Source organism: Jeotgalibaca caeni, from assembly GCF_028863945.1.
GTDB lineage: Bacteria > Bacillota > Bacilli > Lactobacillales > Aerococcaceae > Jeotgalibaca > Jeotgalibaca caeni.
Genome location: NZ_JARBEA010000014.1, coordinates 19,041 through 35,904 on the forward strand (window position 1 = coordinate 19,041; position 16,864 = coordinate 35,904).

Consider the following 16,864-nt stretch of genomic DNA (forward strand, 5'->3'; position numbering starts at 1 on the left):
TGTCCCAGCCTCTTATTCTTCTTATTGATCTTGCAAATTTTCAATTGAAATAACGCGAAATTCTTGTTTTTCCAGACCTTGGATAACTTGATCCAATTCAGCCTTGGTCGTGTCAGCCGGTAAGGTTAGAAGTACGCGGCGCAATACATCGTCCCGTGTAACATCCAGCGTGATCAAGCTGGCGATGGAGGTAACTTTATTAACGATTTTCGTGATTTGGAATAAGTCACCACGGCGGCTCGGTGCCACAATCGTCAATACATAACTCCCTACATCCACACTCCATGATTGTGCCAACATGTTCAACAAGCTACTGTGGGTTAAGATACCGAAGAAGGTCATGTCCTTGTTGAGGACTGCGATATAAGGAAGCTCCTTGATGGTAAAGAATACTTTGAAGAAAGAGCTGTCGATTGAAATGAATTTTGTTGCGTTTTTCAATAAGTGCGTTACGGGCAAGTTCATATCTCCGCCATTAGCTTTGTGGCGGTAAATGTGCATTTTATAGACATTTCCCCGAAAGAGTGTGCCTGTTTCATCTAAAATAGGAACACAGCGGAAGCCTGACTCTTCCAAGATGTCGATTGCCTCTTGTAAGGTGGCAGATTCCTTTACCACCGTTAAGTCTCTCTTTGGGATGGCAAGCGAACGAATAAGCATAGGTTGTTCCTCCTAATATAAAATAAATATCTTTTAAACAAATGATAACACTAAAATGAGAAAATGCAATGAAAAAACAAAAAACATGTCTAATGTGAAAATAGCGTAACCACAATAACGAGAGCACTTTTCCAGTCAAATAGATTTTCGTAAAATTAAAATCAGATGATAAAAATTCACTAAAAAAAGATAAGGATTTCTAAAGTATCTTGATTTTCTATGAATAATTCACTATCATATAAAGTACAATACACATATTGTAACAAAAAATAAATGTTGAAAAAGGAGAAATACTTAATTATGAACCCAGACCCCGAAGGCCAGAGTTTGCTCGTATACCTAATGATTGTCCTCGTATTAACTCTGTTGAATGCTTTTTTTGCTTCTGCTGAATTAGCTTTTGTATCCATTAACCGTCAGAAAATGGAGACGATGGCCGGCGAAGGTGATAAAAAAGCGAAGAGAGTGTTGAAGTTATTAGAGGAGCCAGATGACTTTTTAGCAACCATTCAAGTTGCCATCACGTTGGCTGGATTTTTCAATAGTGCTGCGGCTTCTTCAAACTTTGTGCCTTACTTGGAACCGTTACTTGGAAGTATTGCAGGGTGGGAAACCATCGCAACGCTAATCATCACGGTTATTTTATCTTATGTTACCCTTGTCTTGGGTGAGCTTTATCCGAAGCAAATCGCCTTACAAATGCCTGAACAGATTGCTCGCTTGACTTCAGGAACCATTTCAGCTGTAAAAGTAGTCATGAAACCATTTATCTGGTTGCTGTCTGCTTCCACGAATATCTTGAAAAAAATCTCGCCGATTGATTTTACCAAGCAAGAAGAGAAGGTAACACGGGATGAAATGCGACAAATCTTAGCGCAAAGTTCGGGACAAGGTGCTATCGATCCTTCTGAATTTAACATGATGGAAGGCGTGCTTTCGTTAGATACACGATTGGCGCGTGAATTGATGGTTCCACGTACGGATACACTAATGATTGATTTAGAAGATGATTTGAGTGATAACCTAGAATTGGTTCTGGAAAGTCCTTTTTCTCGTATGCCGGTATATGAAGGTGATAAAGACAACATTATCGGTGTGTTACATATGAAGAACGTTTTGAAAGCTTCAAAAGAAGTTGGTTTTGAACGCTTAGACTTTAGAAATTTAGTGAATGAGCCATTATTCGTTCCGTCTACGATTTTTATTGATGATTTACTGGTAGAATTCCGGAAGCAACATACCCACATGGCCATCTTGAAGGATGAGTATGGCGGAGTAGAAGGGATTGTAACACTGGAAGACTTGTTGGAAGAAATCGTCGGTGACATTGATGATGAGTACGATGAGATTCAACGTCTCTCTCGGAAACTGGATGACAACAATTATGTGGTCAACGGGAAGATGAATCTGCAGAAGTTCAACCAATTATTTGATACCGAGTTGGAGTCCAATGAAGTGGATACAATTGGTGGGTATATAATAGAAGAAATCGGTCATTTCCCAGATGATCATGAGCAAGTTGAAATCAAAATCGACGGGTATTTATTGACTACTACGAATGTGGAGAGCGGCAGAATCCGTTCCATCCACGTTGTGCGTCAAGAAAATTCGAAGCTAGAATCTTCTGGTAACCAATCAGAAGAATAAAGAAAGAAATCCAGCCGATGTTGCATAGGAATGTGCACCTTGGTTGGATTTTATTTATGGAGGTAAGGATCATGAAAAATGAAATGATGGAGCGGCCAGTTGTACAGAAAGAATTGGTCACATTTATGCGCGAAGGATTAAAAGCATTCGATGGCAAGCTTGGAGAAGTCGAGGCATATGCAAATGAAAGACGAATTCCCATTATCCCACACGAAACAGCAGTATTTCTTAATTTAATCGTAGGTCAACTAAAACCAAAGCAAGTTCTTGAAATCGGAACAGCAATCGGCTTCTCCGCGAGTCTTTTAGCCCAGCATGTTGGTGAAGACGGTCATGTCACAACGATTGACCGTTTCGACATCATGATTGAGCGGGCAAAGGCGAACTTCAAAAAAATGGGCTTCGAAGACCGCATCACCTTATTGGAAGGAGATGCGGCAGATATTTTGCCAACTTTACAAGGACCCTACGACCTCATCTTTATGGATAGCGCGAAGTCCAAGTACTATGAATTCTTCCCGTATTGCATGGATCTATTGAAATTGGGTGGCATGCTGATTATTGATGATGTGTTCCAAGGAGGAACGATTCTGCATGACGAGAAGGAAATTCCGAAACGGGTGCGGAAGATCCATCGCCGTCTGAATCTGTTGCTGGACTTAGTTATGGATCACCCTGCTCTTGAAACTTCCTTAGTGCCGCTAGGGGATGGGTTACTTATGATTGTTAAAAAAGAAGCGTTCGATTTCTTTTCTATCTTAGAAATTGAAGAAAATTAAGCAAAAATATAGCCAAATCGACCGATTTGCGTTACAATAGGCAAAGTAACGAATCATGTAATGTAACTGTAATGTAAAAGTAACAATTCGCAATGAAACATTTAAATGGAGGAATACGTTTGAAGAAAAAAACGATTGTCATTGCTAGCATCAGCGCATTTGCTATTATGCTAATGGGATATATTAGCGGCGGAATGTATTATCAAGATCATTTCTTGCCGAACACAACAATGGGAACGTTAGATTTGTCAGGAGACACCGTAGCAGAAGCCAATCGTAAAATCGCTAAAAATCTTCATGCAAAAAATATTGAGATTGTTGAAAATGGCAACACACTTGCGACTTTTACACCCGCTCAACTAGAAGCCAGTGTAGATGGAGAGTCTTTCTTAAAAGAAGAGAAAACCAAACAAGGTGGCTGGAAGTGGCCGATTGCCTTCTTCCAAGATTCAGAACTTGCACTTTCCAACGAAGCAGTCACTTATAATCAAGAAGCACTGCAATCACTCGTTGATTCCTTATCTTTAGAGAGTGGAGAACGAGCCGTACCGCAAAATGCCCAAGTAAAGAGCGAAGGGGATACCTTTGTAATTGAAAAGGAAGTACTGGGTACAGCAGTGGACCGCGCTAAATTGGAACAAAACCTTGTTGCTTCCATGACAGACGGTAAGAGCGAAGTGAAAATAGAAGAAGCGTACCAACAACCAACCTTAACTAGTGAGAGCCCTGAATTAAAGACAGCACTTGAGAAATTGAGTGACTTGGCGGATACCGTCATCACGTATCAAATTTCTGGCGCAGAAGAAGTCGTGCCGAAAGAAAAGATTGTTACTTGGTTGAAAGTAGACGGAGAAGGAAATCCAACGGTTGATCAAGCAGCGGCCAAAGAATACTTGGATACTTTGCATGACAAATATGCTACTTACGAAAAGACCAGAAGTTTCAAGAGCACCAATCGCGGTACAGTAGAAGTACCACCTGGTGAATATGGCTGGTCCATTGCTACCGAAGCAGAATCCGAAAAACTAGTAAATTACTTGTTGGCAGGAGAAGATGTAGACGTTCAACCGACCGTTCTCGGTTCTGGTTATCACGAAGATGGCACAGATATTGGCGGAACATATATAGAAGTCGACCTGCAAGCACAAACCATGTACTATTACAAAGACGGGAAGAAAGTGTTCGAAACTCCAATCGTATCAGGTCATCAACAAACCCCAACCCCAATCGGTGTCTTTTATGCTTGGGATAAAGTAGAAGATACAAAATTAGTCGGCTACAATCCAAGAAGAGAAGCGGACTACGCAACACCAGTTGAATATTGGGTTCCATTAAACTGGGACGGAATTGGTATCCATGATGCGAATTGGCAAGCTTCCTTTGCGTCTGATCAATGGGTGGCAAATGGTTCAAACGGCTGTATCAACACACCACCTGGAGCTATGGCAGAACTATTCTCCATGTTAGAAGTGGGTACGCCAGTTGTTTTATTTTAATAATCGAAAAAAGGGGCTGGGATGAAAATCTCAGCTCTTTCAACATAAGGAGACGCTTACAAAAAGTGTTTTACACAATTTGGTAATTAGCTGTATAATGAAATAGAATCACAAATAAGGAGAATATCCTTCAAGGAGATAGAAAATCGATGAAAAAAATTCTAGTAGTAGATGACGAAAAGCCGATTTCAGATATCATCCAATTCAATCTCACTAAGGAAGGTTTCGAAGTGGTAACGGCCTTTGACGGGGAAGAAGCACTCGCACGATTTGAAGAGACAAACCCGGACTTGATGTTATTGGATTTAATGTTACCCAAAGTAGACGGTCTAGAAGTTTGTCGACAAATCAGAAAAACAAGTGACATTCCGATTATTATGTTGACCGCGAAAGATTCCGAGATTGATAAAGTACTCGGCCTTGAGTTAGGGGCAGATGATTATATCACGAAGCCTTTCTCCAACCGAGAATTGGTGGCACGAGTAAAAGCAAACTTACGTCGTATCAGTGCTGTACCTGCAGCTGAACCAAAAGATGCAGTCAACGAGATTCAAGTAGGCGTTTTAACCATTCACGAAGATGCATATGTCGTGACGAAGCGCGGAGAAGAAATTGAACTGACTCACCGTGAATTTGAGCTGTTGCATTATCTAGCCAAACACTTAAGCCAAGTGATGACGCGCGAGCATTTGTTGCAAACCGTGTGGGGATATGATTATTTTGGTGATGTCCGTACCGTTGATGTGACGGTCCGCCGCTTACGGGAGAAGATTGAAGATACCCCAAGTCATCCAACCTGGCTCATGACACGTAGAGGAGTAGGCTACTATTTGAAAAACCCTGATCAGGAGTAATCGTTGATGAACAAAAAAATCAAATGGATCCAATCCATACATTTTAAGATACCAATGCTGTTTATTTTTCTGCTATTGGTATCTTTACAAATTATTGGGGCCTATTTTATTCGTCAATTGGAGACGAATTTAATTAATAACTTCGATAACCAAATGAGCCTAACGGTCCGTTTGCTAGAAAATACACTCAACCCTATTCTGGATGAAGAAGAGCAAGCCTCCATGGAGAGCTCCATCCAGAATGTGTTGCGTGATTATATCGGCGGCGATTTCTTAGAAATCCAAGTAATTGACGAACATGGGTATATCCTGGGGACGAACGACCAAACGAGACAATCGATTGTCGGATTGAAGTCGACAGACCGCGATGTACAGCAAACGTTGTTATTGGAAAACAGCCGCAAATATCAATATTTAGATGAGAGCCGGAACATCCGTGTCCTCAAGAATGTGTCACCGATTTTTTCCGAGGATCACGCTGGAGAAACGATCGGTGCTATTATGATGGAATCGAATATCGAAACGGTATACAACCAAATTCAAGGAATTGTAACGATTTTCTTGAACGCGTCTTTCTTTGCGATCGGAATCACCATTGTCCTAGCAGTTATTATCTCACGTGGGTTGACGAAGCCCATTTCCGAAATGCGTAGTCAGACCATGAATATTGCGCAAGGAGATTATTCAGGAAAGGTACGAATTTACGGAAACGATGAGCTGGGTGAACTCGCAGAAACCATCAATGATCTCTCCCTGAAGGTAAAGGATGCCCAAGAAACGACGGAAGCAGAACGGCAGCGGTTAGACAGTGTCTTGAAGCATATGTCTGAAGGGGTATTGGCGACCGATCGCCGTGGAAAGGTGATTATCATCAATACACGGGCGCTTGATTTACTAGGGATGAGTCAGGAAGAAGCAGTAGGCAAATCCATCATGAAGGTCTTGCGGTTAGGTTCAAAATTCAGCTTCCGCCAACTCTTAGAAACAACAGATGATTTAATTTTGAATTATGAAGATAAAGAAAGTAAGGAAACGAATATCCTACAAGGGAAATTCTCTATCATCCAACGGGAGACTGGTTTTATCAGCGGTCTAGTCTGCGTGCTCTCTGATATTACGGAACAAGAGAAAGTAGAGCAAGAACGTCGCAACTTCGTATCAAACGTGTCGCATGAGTTGCGTACTCCGCTTACGAGTATTAAGAGTTATGTGGAATCCTTGCAGGAAGGTGCATGGAAAGATGAGTCTATTGCTCCAAACTTCCTCCAGGTCATTTCCACCGAAACAAACCGGATGACTCGGATGATTGGCGATTTGCTTAATCTTTCCCGTATGGATCAAGGTAGGATGCAGTTGGAGCTGGAGTACGTTAGTATGAATGCTTTGTTCTCTCATATTTTGGACCGCTTTGACATGATGCTCCAAGCGGAAGAATACCGAGACAAAAATTATAAAATTATCCGTGATTTCACCCAACGTACGTTGTGGGTGGATATCGATCAAGATAAAATGACCCAAGTAATTGATAACATCCTAAACAATGCCTTGAAGTATTCACCCGATGGAGGGGCGATTACGTGCCGCTTGATGGAGACGCATAACAGTGTCGTCATCAGCATCACGGATGAAGGGCTAGGTATTCCTCGTAAGGACTTGCAGCACGTCTTTGAGCGGTTCTACCGCGTTGACAAGGCACGCGCACGTTCCATGGGAGGCACCGGATTAGGGCTGGCGATTTCTAAAGAAGTGCTGACCCTCCATGGTGGAAGAATTTGGGCTACGAGTGTGGAAAATAAAGGGTCGACCTTTTTCATTTCCTTGCCATATGAATCATTTGAAGAGGAGGAATGGGCATGAAGCAAAACCAAGCAAAATGGATTTCCTTTGTTTTATACGCTTTAGTATTCCTCAGCTTGTATTTATCATGGCGGATCCTGATTGTACCCTCCAGTATTGTGAGTGTGCAGCGGGTAGACCCGTCCAGCCAAGGAACGTCTGTACCAAGTACAAACGTCAAGAGTTTGGAAGATCTGTTTGCACCTTATCAGCTGGCCGTTCATTCCAATATGAATACCTATGTTACCCAAGAGCCAACTGTTATGAGTGATGTGAACAAATTTATGATGGAATGGAAGATGCAGGAGCTGCAGTTTGAGAGGCTCTACCCAGAATCGGCGTACCGTGAATTGTTATTAGAAACGGGCAGGGTGGAAGTTAAATTTCCAGCAGCCATTCATTTCGCTCTATTGACCCAATACTTTGACTTTATGCCAGAAGAATTAATGGATCGTCAGATTAATCGAATCCTGATTTCAACGGATTTATCGCAGCCCATCTATTTGGTCAACGACGCCGATCGCAATGTCTATATTGCGAGCCGTCCTGAACAGAGTATGCAGCCGCTCATTTCTCTTTATACAGAAAATCAAGAAGCTTTTCGTGTGGCAGATGCCTATGCTTTCCAAGAAGGAATTTCCTTTTTACCACGCGATCCGGTTGAACTCTCTAGCTACTCTTATTTAATTGAGAAGCAGCCGAACAGTTTCTTCATCAATCAGTTGTTCGAAGATACAACGGAATTGCGGGATGGCAGTAATGAATTTGTTACAGCTTATAGTGACAACATTTCTGAACTGCGAATCAATAAAGATACGGGATTACTGTATTACTATCGAAACAACTTAGATCCAACCAATATTCCAACTTATCAACAAGTTAAAGATAGTTTTCATTCCTTGAAATTTATTGATACGTGGACGCAGAATTCTTATTTTGTCGGATACAACAGTGACATCAGTGAAATTACGTATCGCCGCTTCCTCAAGGGCTTGCCTGTTTTCAACGTTCAAGAACGCGGTATCGTTCGAATGGAGATGGGAAACAGCTATCCGATTCGGATTCAATACCCTACCGAAGTCATCCAGACTCCGCTGGAAGATCGTGAGGCCGTCATCGAATTGCCAAGGACACAGGAAGTAATCAATATGTTGACCGAGAATGGCTTTGCTTTCTCCGAGATAGAAATGCTTCAGTTGGGCTACGAGTGGAGAAGCAGTGAAGAGAGTACCAGAATTACCGAAATGACTCCACGCTGGTTTGTTAAAATCGATGGCACGTGGAAGACCGTAGAATCATGGCTGACGGTGATGGAGGAGAGTCAATATGGATTATAAACGAATTCAGATCATCTTGATTATCACTTTCTCCATTCTTAATTTGTATCTCATCACTGTTTTGCTGGAAAAGGACAAAGAGTTGAACGCAGGTGATCCAAGTACAACGGTTCGGTTAGAGGAAGGAATGCGTAATGACAACATTGAGGCGCCAGAACTTAGCGATGAACAAATCCGCATCCCCATCCTTAAAGCAGACAAAACGGACTATCTAGCTGAACATGCAGGTACGTTGAGCAATCAAACGACTCGCATGGAAAACAATAAGCTATGGAGTGTACTGACGAATCCGATTGAATTAGATATGAGTCCGTCCGTACCTTTGGAAGAACGATTAGCGCCGATTGAGACATTTATGAAAGATGGGAATGTTTTAAAAGCACAAGATTATTCGTTCCTAACCTATCAAGAAGCCAACCAGCGGATTATCTATGTTCAACATGCGGAGGAGTATCCCATTGCGGATGGAACGGCTTCTCTAACCTTCCACCTTAATCCGGATGGGGAAGTGGTTTCCTATGAACAGACGTATATCGGTCTACCCGAAGCGCAAGGAAAGAATCGAATGGTTATCTCGGAACAAGCTGCAATTGAAGCACTGTATTTGAATAATCAGATTCCTAACAACTCTTCTCTGCGCAGAATCAACTTAACGTATTACCAAACACTCAGCTTACAAGACATGAATATTTACAGTCCGATGTGGTACGTAGAAATTGCCCGCGACGATGTACCCATTCAAGTGAAGTACGTGGATGCATTAACAGGAAACTTGATCTCCGTTCCTTCCATCATGAATCCAAATTCTAGCAGCAAACCCGAAGAAGACAGCGTAGAAAGCAGTATCGAAGATGCTGTCCTTCAAACCAATGAAGCATTGGATGCTAATTTGAATGTGGATTCTCACAGTGATCGGATTTTGATTGCAGAATAAAAGAATTGTACGTGCAAAATTGTGATGGTTGCCTTTTGTGTCCAAGACATGTATGATTAATAAGTAAAAATTGAATAACCTTGTTAGGTGAGGCGTCTGTATGAGAGACACGCTACTGCCCAGAAATGTCGAAAGACACCAATGGGTTACCAGGAACTTTCGAATTAAGGGAGTTCTTAATGTAGCTGGGTTTAAGTCCCTATGCTCTACAGTGCTAAAACTCAATGAAGAGGACATTAACACAAAATAATTTAAATGGTATTTTATGTTTTACGGTAAAGCCCTGCTTCTTTGAGCGGGGCTTTTTTCATTTTTTACGAAACTATTATTGACCTGGGGGTGGTTGGGTGAATCCGGATCCGAGTTTGACGCAATTAATGATGAATGAAGGGCAGGACGATTACCTGCTGCTTCAAAAGGGAGAGATAGGGAATGGCAAACAAAACAAGACATCTTGTTGTAGAAAAAAAAACAAAGAACAGTGAGTTAGTAAGATTAGGTGGCTTGGCAAATGACACTGTATTAAAAGAATTACAAACAGATTTACGAGGAATTAGCCAAGGCGAAGCAGAAATACGCTTAGATACTTATGGTTTAAACGAAGTAGCAATTCAGAAGCCAATACCATGGTCGAAGTTATTATTGCAAGGCTTCAAAGACCCCTTTATCTATGTATTAGCCCTCTTGATGGTTGTATCAGCAGCCACTAAAGATTATGATGCGAGTATAATTATGGGACTCATGATTTTCTTTAGTGCAATGTTACACTTTTTCCAAGAATATCGGTCACAGCAAGCGAGCTTGGCTCTAAAAGGGTTGATTGAAACAACTTGTTCTGTCACACGAGAGAATGTCACTAAGGAAATTCCTATTCATGAAGTAGTTCCTGGTGATATTATAAATTTATCAACCGGTGATATGATTCCAGCTGATGGACGTCTTTTATGGGCGAAAGATTTATTCGTTAATCAATCTTCACTAACGGGTGAGTCTTTACCGGTTGAGAAGTACGTTTTCGCTCAACTAAACAATCATGATCCAAGCATGGTGACTGCTTTAGATTTTGAAAATTTAGTATTTATGGGGACAGATGTATTGAGTGGGCAAGGGAAGTTACTCGTTCTAAAAACCGGTGAATCTACCTTTTTCGGTGATATTGCCTCAGAATCAACACGATCGAGAGGAGAAACAAGCTTTGACCGTGGTGTGAAAAATGTTAGTAAGTTGTTACTGCGCTTTATGGCGGTAATGGTTCCTATTGTTTTCCTAATTAATGGGATTTCAAAAGAGGACTGGGCAGGAGCATTTTTCTTCTCCATTGCGATTGCTGTTGGTTTAACACCTGAAATGCTACCGATGATTGTAACCAGTAATCTAGCAAAAGGAGCAATCACAATGTCTCGTAAAAAAGTGATTGTGAAGGAACTGAATGCTATTCAAAACTTAGGTGCCATGGATATTTTATGTACGGATAAAACGGGAACCATTACAGAAGATAAAGTTGTTCTTGTTCAGCATTTAGATGCTCTCGGAAACGAAAGCAATGATGTATTGAAGCTCACTTATATGAACTCCAATTACCAAACTGGTTGGAAAAATGTGATGGATCATGCGATTTTAGATTATGTTGAAGAAAATCGTGATCACATTAATTTTGCACCAGCAGAAAAAATCGATGAAATTCCTTTTGACTTTTCCCGCCGTCGCCTGACTGTAGCTGTTAAGACAGCTGACAAACAGTTAATGATTACGAAAGGTGCAGCTGAAGAGATGATGGGTATCTGCAGTCACGTGGAAATTCATGGTGTTGTGATTCCTTTAACGGAGGAACTACGTCAGAATATAGAAGCGATTAGCACAAAAATGAATATGAAAGGCATGCGAGTCTTAATTGTTGCATATAAAGAAAATGTTCATGACTCAGCTATTTATTCAGTGAAAGATGAGCAAGATATGATTATCTCAGGGTTTATGGGCTTCTTAGACCCGCCGAAACAATCCTCTATTACAGCTATTCAATCGCTGCATGAACATGGGGTAAATGTAAAAGTTCTGACCGGTGACAATGAAATCGTAGCGCAAAAGATTTGTAAAGATGTTGGTATCATGGTTAACCGCGCTATTTTAGGAACAGAGCTAGATCAAATGAACGATGAAGAATTAACAAATGTAGTTGAAGAAGTTAATCTTTTCGCAAAACTAAATCCAGCTCAAAAATCCAGAATTTTAAAATCGTTACAGGCGAAAGGTCATACTGTTGGTTTTATGGGAGATGGTATTAATGATGCACCTGCTCTTCGTACAGCAGATGTAGGAATCTCTGTTGATAATGCGGCAGATATTACCAAGGAAGCTAGCTCCATTATTCTGCTAGAGAAGAGTTTGACAGTCTTAGAAGATGGTGTACTCGAAGGACGTAATGTGTTTGGAAATATGATGAAGTACATCAAGATGACTGTCAGCTCTAACTTCGGGAATGTTCTTAGTGTCTTAATTGCGAGTGCTTTTTTACCGTTTCTACCGATGTTGTCTATCCAGTTGCTTGTTCAAAACTTGATTTATGATATTGCACAACTAACAATTCCATGGGATCGTATGGATGAAGAAGATTTGATGAAACCTACCAAATGGGGAACGTCAGACTTGCTGAAATTTACGCTAGTAGTTGGACCGATTAGTTCAATTTTTGATATCTTAACATTTCTATTAATGTGGTTTGTTTTCCAAGCTAATACAGTACAAGATGCAGCATTGTTCCACAGTGGTTGGTTCGTTATTGGCTTAATTACTCAAACACTCATTGTTCATGTTATTAGAACGAAGAAAGTACCCTTTATCCAAAGTAGAGCAAGTTTTGCGGTTACGTTATCGACTTTTGTGGTTGTTATAGCAGCAATATTAGTTCCTGGAAGCCATTTTGGTACGTATATTGACTTAGTAGCTCTACCATCGAGATATTGGATATGGGCATCTATTATTATTGTAGGTTATATTATAACGACGCAAATCGTTAAAATGATTTATGTAAACATCAATAAAAAATGGCTATAAAGTATGAACAAGTTGATGGGGCGGACGCGCTAACTTAAACTTGAAGATATAAAACTATTTTATCCTATAAAAGAAATGAACGATAATAAAGGAAGTGGAGGTGCTTGAATGAAAAAGATTGGACTGTGGATTGGGTTGATTTTCACCTTTTTCTCCTCAGTAGAAGTTGTGGAGGCTTCAGATCGTTATTATGAAATTATTGATTATGATGTAGTAGTAGAAATTGAAGCAGATGGGAGCGCGTTGTTTACTGAAAAAATCACCTATGACTTCGATGGTGCCTTTAATGGGGTGAACTACCGTTTAGATGTTCGAGGTATTGAAGCGCCCACCGATCTGTCCGTTTTTCTACAAGGGGAAGACGAAGAAACACCGACGGAAATGGATGCCGAGAATTCGCAAGAACCTGGTACCTATCAAGCGCAGATGGAAGGTGATTACGTAGCCTTCACCGTTTACCAACCAATTGAAGATGCGGAACAGACCGTTATCTACAGCTACCGTTTGCCGGAGATCATTACAAACTATAATGATACAGCTGAATTAAACCGAAAAATTATTGGTGTGGGATGGACCGATCCGCTAGAAGATATCGATATTACCATTACCTTGCCAACGCCGGTATCAGACGGCGAGCTGCAGGCATGGGCACATGGGGAGCGCACTGGAAACGTGGAGGTCGAAGATAACCAGAAGGTAACCTTAACCTTGGATCAAAATCCGCCGAACCAGTTCGTTGAAGCGCGCGTTCTTTTTCCCACTTCGGTCACACCAAACAACCCGAATGTGGTAAACGAAGACAAATACGAAGAGATTGTAACGTATGAAGCTCGTCTAGCCGGTGAGAAACAAAAGAGCAATCGGACTATGTTCGCAGTAGCAGTAGGCTTTTCCTTGGTTGGTCTGTTGGTATCTATCTTGGTTTATATTTGGCTGGTCACGAAAACACGAGCTGCCAATCCCAACCCAACAGAGGGACCTGACTATCTCTATGAGCCACCTGCTGCGATTCCACCTGCAGTGATGAACGTTGCCGTTTTTGGCCGCACTCCGAGCCACGCAGACGTCTCTGCCACCTTAATGAACTTGGTGCGGAAGGGATACCTTCAGATGGAAGAGGTGCCGAAGAAGAAAGATTATGTCATTACTAAAGGGGAAAAAGCTGATGAAACATTGATGGAACACGAAGAATTGTTCATTGACTGGTTTATCCATGTCGCCGGAAATGGTGAAAGAGTGACCTTTAGCGATATCGAACGACTGCATCGCCACGAGAAAAAGGCACAGCGCTTTTACAAGAAGTGGTCCGATTGGCGGATAACCGTCATTCAAGATGCCCAGCCTTACGTGGAAAGATATCTAGCCAAGCACGCAAAGAAAGCCACCATATGGGTTGTTCTATCAGTAGTGGTAAATCTGGTTTTTCTAGGAATATCGATTGCGAGTGTACTTACTACGGAAGTGACCCGATTGGTTTTCTTACTGCCGGCAATGGGTGTGATCGTAACGGCTCTCTTGTTGCGCTACTACCTTAAACATCCGACGCTTACCTCAGAAGGAGACCGAGCGCAGAAAGAGTGGTCCGCATTTGGCCGCATGTTGAAGGAAGTGGATCACTTTACCATGAGTGATATCGCTTCGGTTGAGCTCTGGGACGAATATCTAGTCTATGCGATTGCATTTGGAACGGCGGACGAAGTAATGGAGCAGATGCGCATTCAATATCCGGAAGAAGAAATCAGAGCCAGTTCTTTTGGCAGCTACTATTATTACAATCCGTATTATTTATCTACAATCGATAACCAAATCAAGAATGGAATTCAGTCTACCACTCCAGCTTCCCATTCCAATTCCAGTGGATCTGGTGGTGGATTCAGCGGCGGCTCTTCTGGAGGAAGTGGCGGCGGTTCAGGTGGCGGTGCCTTTTAGAAGATAATGGACACTCGATGGGGCTGCATTTTTCGTCTGGATGCGTTAAAATAGGAAGAGATTCTGGAGGGATAAAAGTGATGGATGTAGAGAAGAACACAGAATTCCGTGTCAGTATGCTGGCAAGCGGAAGCTCCGGTAACTGTACCTATATTGAGACGCCTAAACGAAAAATTCTAGTTGACTGTGGTCTCAGTGGCAAGAAAATTCAAGAATTAATGCAAAAAATCGATCGAAATCCAGCTGATGTGGATTCCATTCTCATTACCCATGAGCACCGGGATCACGTCCATGGACTTGGTGTTCTGGCACGCAAGTACGGGATGGATATTTATGCCAACGAAGCAACTTGGAAGGCATTGCCCCCTTCTGTAGGAGCGATAAAAGTAGAGCAGAAGCACATTTTTGAAATGGGTGAGGTGCTGACTTTAGGGGACGTAGATATTTTGAGTTATGGTGTTTCCCATGATGCTGCAGCGCCGCAATTTTATTCGTTCCAATTTGAAGGAAAACAATTTGTGATGCTGACGGATACAGGGTATGTGAGCAATCGGCTGCGAGGATTGTTGAAGAATGCAGATGTTTATTTAATAGAGAGTAATCATGATTTAGAACTGTTACGGATGGGACGCTATCCATGGTCGTTGAAGCAACGGATTCTAGGTGATAAGGGACATTTATCGAATGATGACGGCGCTGCTGCAGTAGCGGAGATGGTAGGAAACAATACCAAACGGATTTATCTCGGACATTTGAGCAGGGACAACAACATGAAGCAAATTGCGCGCGATACAGCGGGCACCATTTTAACAACAAAAGGGTTAGGCGTGAACAGAGATTTCCATCTGTATGACACCGATCCTACTGAACCGACAGAGTTGTTTCATATTTAAGAAGGAGACAGGAAATACGCCAGATAAGGCATATTCCCTGTCTTTTTGCGTCGTTTGGTATAAAATAAAACTACCAAGTTTCTTCATATTTTTTTCAAAATGGTTGTGTATAATCATTCTTGAAAGTGAGTGTGGCTTAATGAGTCAACATCATCCAAATCAACAAAAGTAGAAAGGAGAAAACGTATGAGTCAGCAAAAAAATAGAAACAATCGGAACCAAAAATCATCGAATCTGAAGAGTGGAATCATTGGCGGCCTTCTTGGCGGCGCAACGGTTGCTTTATTAGGTGGCGGCCTTTTGTTTGGCAGCGGTGTGTTGGATACCGATTCTGTGACAGAACCACAAGTAACGCAGGAAGAAAATGAGAACAACAACGAGGTCAGCAACGTCAGCGTTAATGTAGAAACCGCAACAACAGAGGCGGTTCAAGAAGTTCAAGAAGCGGTGGTTTCGGTTATTAACCTGGCAGAGAGCAACGGCAGTATCTTTGGCTTCCCAGTGCCTCAAACCGAAAACCCAGAGGAAGAAGATTACATTAGCCAAGGAACCGGTAGTGGTGTGATTTATAAAGTAGAAGGCGACATTGCCTATGTAGTGACGAACAATCACGTAATCGACGGAGCGGATGCGCTAGAAATCTTGATGAAAGACGGCACGAAGAAAGAGGCGCAAGTAGTCGGTAGCGATGTGTGGACCGACTTAGCAGTGCTATCGATTCCAGCTGAAGGGATTGAGGTGGTCGCTGAATTTGGCGATTCGAATAACTTAAATGTTGGGGAACCAGCTATTGCGATCGGGTCACCACTCGGCACTGAATTTGCGACTTCTGTGACTCAAGGAATTGTTTCCGCAACAGAGCGTACTGTAGAAACGGATATTGACGGCGATGGAATTGTCGACTGGGACGTTACGGCTATCCAAACCGACGCCTCCATTAACCCAGGGAACTCCGGTGGGGCGTTGATTAACATTGCGGGCAAGGTTATTGGTATTAATTCCATGAAAATTGCTTCATCAAACGTAGAAGGAATGGGCTTCGCGATTCCAAGTAACGACGTCGTTCAAATCATTGCCGAACTAGAAGAACACGGCGAAGTCATTCGTCCGGTCCTTGGCGTCAGCATGATTGATTTACAACAAGTTTCCGCTTCCCAACAACGTTCTACACTCAATGTTCCGGAAGACTTGACGAACGGGGTAGTAGTCGCGGAAGTCCAAGAACTATCCGCCGCAGATGCTGCCGGATTAGAAGCTTACGACATCATCGTTGAAATGGCAGGCGAAGAAGTTGGTAACATGGTTGAACTACGAAAGATTCTTTACCAACAAAAAGTAGGCAGCACGATTGAAATCTCATTCTATCGTGACGGCGAATTACAAACACTTGACGTGACCTTGACAGACGGTCAACCAAGCTTATAAGAATAGAAAGAGTTGGGACTATC

Annotated in this window: 12 protein-coding genes and 1 riboswitch; of the genes, 11 read left to right on the forward strand and 1 reads right to left on the reverse strand. The window is 42.0% G+C overall.

Annotation, left to right across the window (positions count from 1 at the left end; all coding sequences use genetic code 11):
• Positions 1–21: 21 nt before the first annotated feature.
• The gene (cbpA, locus tag PVE40_RS04560) at positions 22–660 is read right to left on the reverse strand and encodes a cyclic di-AMP binding protein CbpA (protein ID WP_274730708.1); all 639 of its coding nucleotides are present in this window, start codon (positions 658–660) and stop codon (positions 22–24) included.
• Positions 661–960: 300 nt separating this feature from the next.
• Between cbpA and PVE40_RS04565 the strand changes: the two genes are divergently transcribed.
• The 11 genes from PVE40_RS04565 to PVE40_RS04615 all read left to right on the forward strand — a co-directional run bounded on the left by PVE40_RS04565 (position 961) and on the right by PVE40_RS04615 (position 16,841).
• Positions 961–2,307, forward strand: a complete 1,347-nt coding sequence (locus tag PVE40_RS04565; RefSeq protein ID WP_274730709.1) for a hemolysin family protein — start codon at positions 961–963, stop codon at positions 2,305–2,307.
• A 71-nt stretch (positions 2,308–2,378) separates the two neighbouring features.
• Positions 2,379–3,086, forward strand: coding sequence for an O-methyltransferase (locus tag PVE40_RS04570; RefSeq protein WP_274730710.1), 708 nt, complete (start codon positions 2,379–2,381; stop codon positions 3,084–3,086).
• Between the two features lie 119 nt (positions 3,087–3,205).
• Positions 3,206–4,582, forward strand: coding sequence for a L,D-transpeptidase family protein (locus PVE40_RS04575; protein WP_274730711.1), 1,377 nt, complete (start codon positions 3,206–3,208; stop codon positions 4,580–4,582).
• Positions 4,583–4,731: 149 nt separating this feature from the next.
• Positions 4,732–5,436, forward strand: a complete 705-nt coding sequence (yycF, locus tag PVE40_RS04580; protein ID WP_274730712.1) for a response regulator YycF — start codon at positions 4,732–4,734, stop codon at positions 5,434–5,436.
• A gap of 6 nt (positions 5,437–5,442) precedes the next feature.
• The gene (gene walK / locus PVE40_RS04585; protein WP_274730713.1) at positions 5,443–7,293 is read left to right on the forward strand and encodes a cell wall metabolism sensor histidine kinase WalK; all 1,851 of its coding nucleotides are present in this window, start codon (positions 5,443–5,445) and stop codon (positions 7,291–7,293) included.
• Positions 7,290–8,609 carry a YycH family regulatory protein gene (locus tag PVE40_RS04590; RefSeq protein ID WP_274730714.1) on the forward strand — a complete coding sequence of 440 codons (1,320 nt, stop codon included), beginning with the start codon at positions 7,290–7,292 and terminating at the stop codon, positions 8,607–8,609. The genes walK and PVE40_RS04590 overlap by 4 nt, the downstream gene beginning before the upstream one ends.
• Positions 8,599–9,543 carry a two-component system regulatory protein YycI gene (locus PVE40_RS04595; RefSeq protein WP_274730715.1) on the forward strand — a complete coding sequence of 315 codons (945 nt, stop codon included), beginning with the start codon at positions 8,599–8,601 and terminating at the stop codon, positions 9,541–9,543. The genes PVE40_RS04590 and PVE40_RS04595 overlap by 11 nt, the downstream gene beginning before the upstream one ends.
• A gap of 72 nt (positions 9,544–9,615) precedes the next feature.
• A riboswitch (M-box (ykoK) riboswitch) is annotated at positions 9,616–9,782 on the forward strand.
• Positions 9,783–9,975: 193 nt separating this feature from the next.
• Positions 9,976–12,594: a magnesium-translocating P-type ATPase gene (gene mgtA / locus PVE40_RS04600; RefSeq protein WP_274730716.1), complete on the forward strand. Its 2,619-nt coding sequence runs from the start codon at positions 9,976–9,978 to the stop codon at positions 12,592–12,594.
• 108 nt (positions 12,595–12,702) lie between these two features.
• Positions 12,703–14,523: a DUF2207 domain-containing protein gene (locus tag PVE40_RS04605; RefSeq protein WP_274730717.1), complete on the forward strand. Its 1,821-nt coding sequence runs from the start codon at positions 12,703–12,705 to the stop codon at positions 14,521–14,523.
• An 80-nt stretch (positions 14,524–14,603) separates the two neighbouring features.
• Entirely contained in the window at positions 14,604–15,416 is an 813-nt protein-coding gene (locus PVE40_RS04610; RefSeq protein WP_274730718.1) for an MBL fold metallo-hydrolase, read from the forward strand.
• Positions 15,417–15,602: 186 nt separating this feature from the next.
• The gene (locus tag PVE40_RS04615) at positions 15,603–16,841 is read left to right on the forward strand and encodes a S1C family serine protease (protein ID WP_274730719.1); all 1,239 of its coding nucleotides are present in this window, start codon (positions 15,603–15,605) and stop codon (positions 16,839–16,841) included.
• Positions 16,842–16,864: the final 23 nt, after the last annotated feature.

Bases quoted from the DNA above. Each gene is read 5' to 3' on its own strand.
- PVE40_RS04565 (WP_274730709.1), top strand. From the start codon at position 961: ATGAACCCAGACCCCGAAGGCCAGAGTTTGCTCGTATACCTAATGATT.
- PVE40_RS04595 (WP_274730715.1), top strand. From the start codon at position 8,599: ATGGATTATAAACGAATTCAGATCATCTTGATTATCACTTTCTCCATT.
- PVE40_RS04605 (WP_274730717.1), top strand. From the start codon at position 12,703: ATGAAAAAGATTGGACTGTGGATTGGGTTGATTTTCACCTTTTTCTCC.
- mgtA (WP_274730716.1), top strand. From the start codon at position 9,976: ATGGCAAACAAAACAAGACATCTTGTTGTAGAAAAAAAAACAAAGAAC.
- PVE40_RS04610 (WP_274730718.1), top strand. From the start codon at position 14,604: ATGGATGTAGAGAAGAACACAGAATTCCGTGTCAGTATGCTGGCAAGC.
- PVE40_RS04590 (WP_274730714.1), top strand. From the start codon at position 7,290: ATGAAGCAAAACCAAGCAAAATGGATTTCCTTTGTTTTATACGCTTTA.
- PVE40_RS04615 (WP_274730719.1), top strand. From the start codon at position 15,603: ATGAGTCAGCAAAAAAATAGAAACAATCGGAACCAAAAATCATCGAAT.
- walK (WP_274730713.1), top strand. From the start codon at position 5,443: ATGAACAAAAAAATCAAATGGATCCAATCCATACATTTTAAGATACCA.
- PVE40_RS04570 (WP_274730710.1), top strand. From the start codon at position 2,379: ATGAAAAATGAAATGATGGAGCGGCCAGTTGTACAGAAAGAATTGGTC.
- cbpA (WP_274730708.1), bottom strand. From the start codon at position 660: ATGCTTATTCGTTCGCTTGCCATCCCAAAGAGAGACTTAACGGTGGTA.
- yycF (WP_274730712.1), top strand. From the start codon at position 4,732: ATGAAAAAAATTCTAGTAGTAGATGACGAAAAGCCGATTTCAGATATC.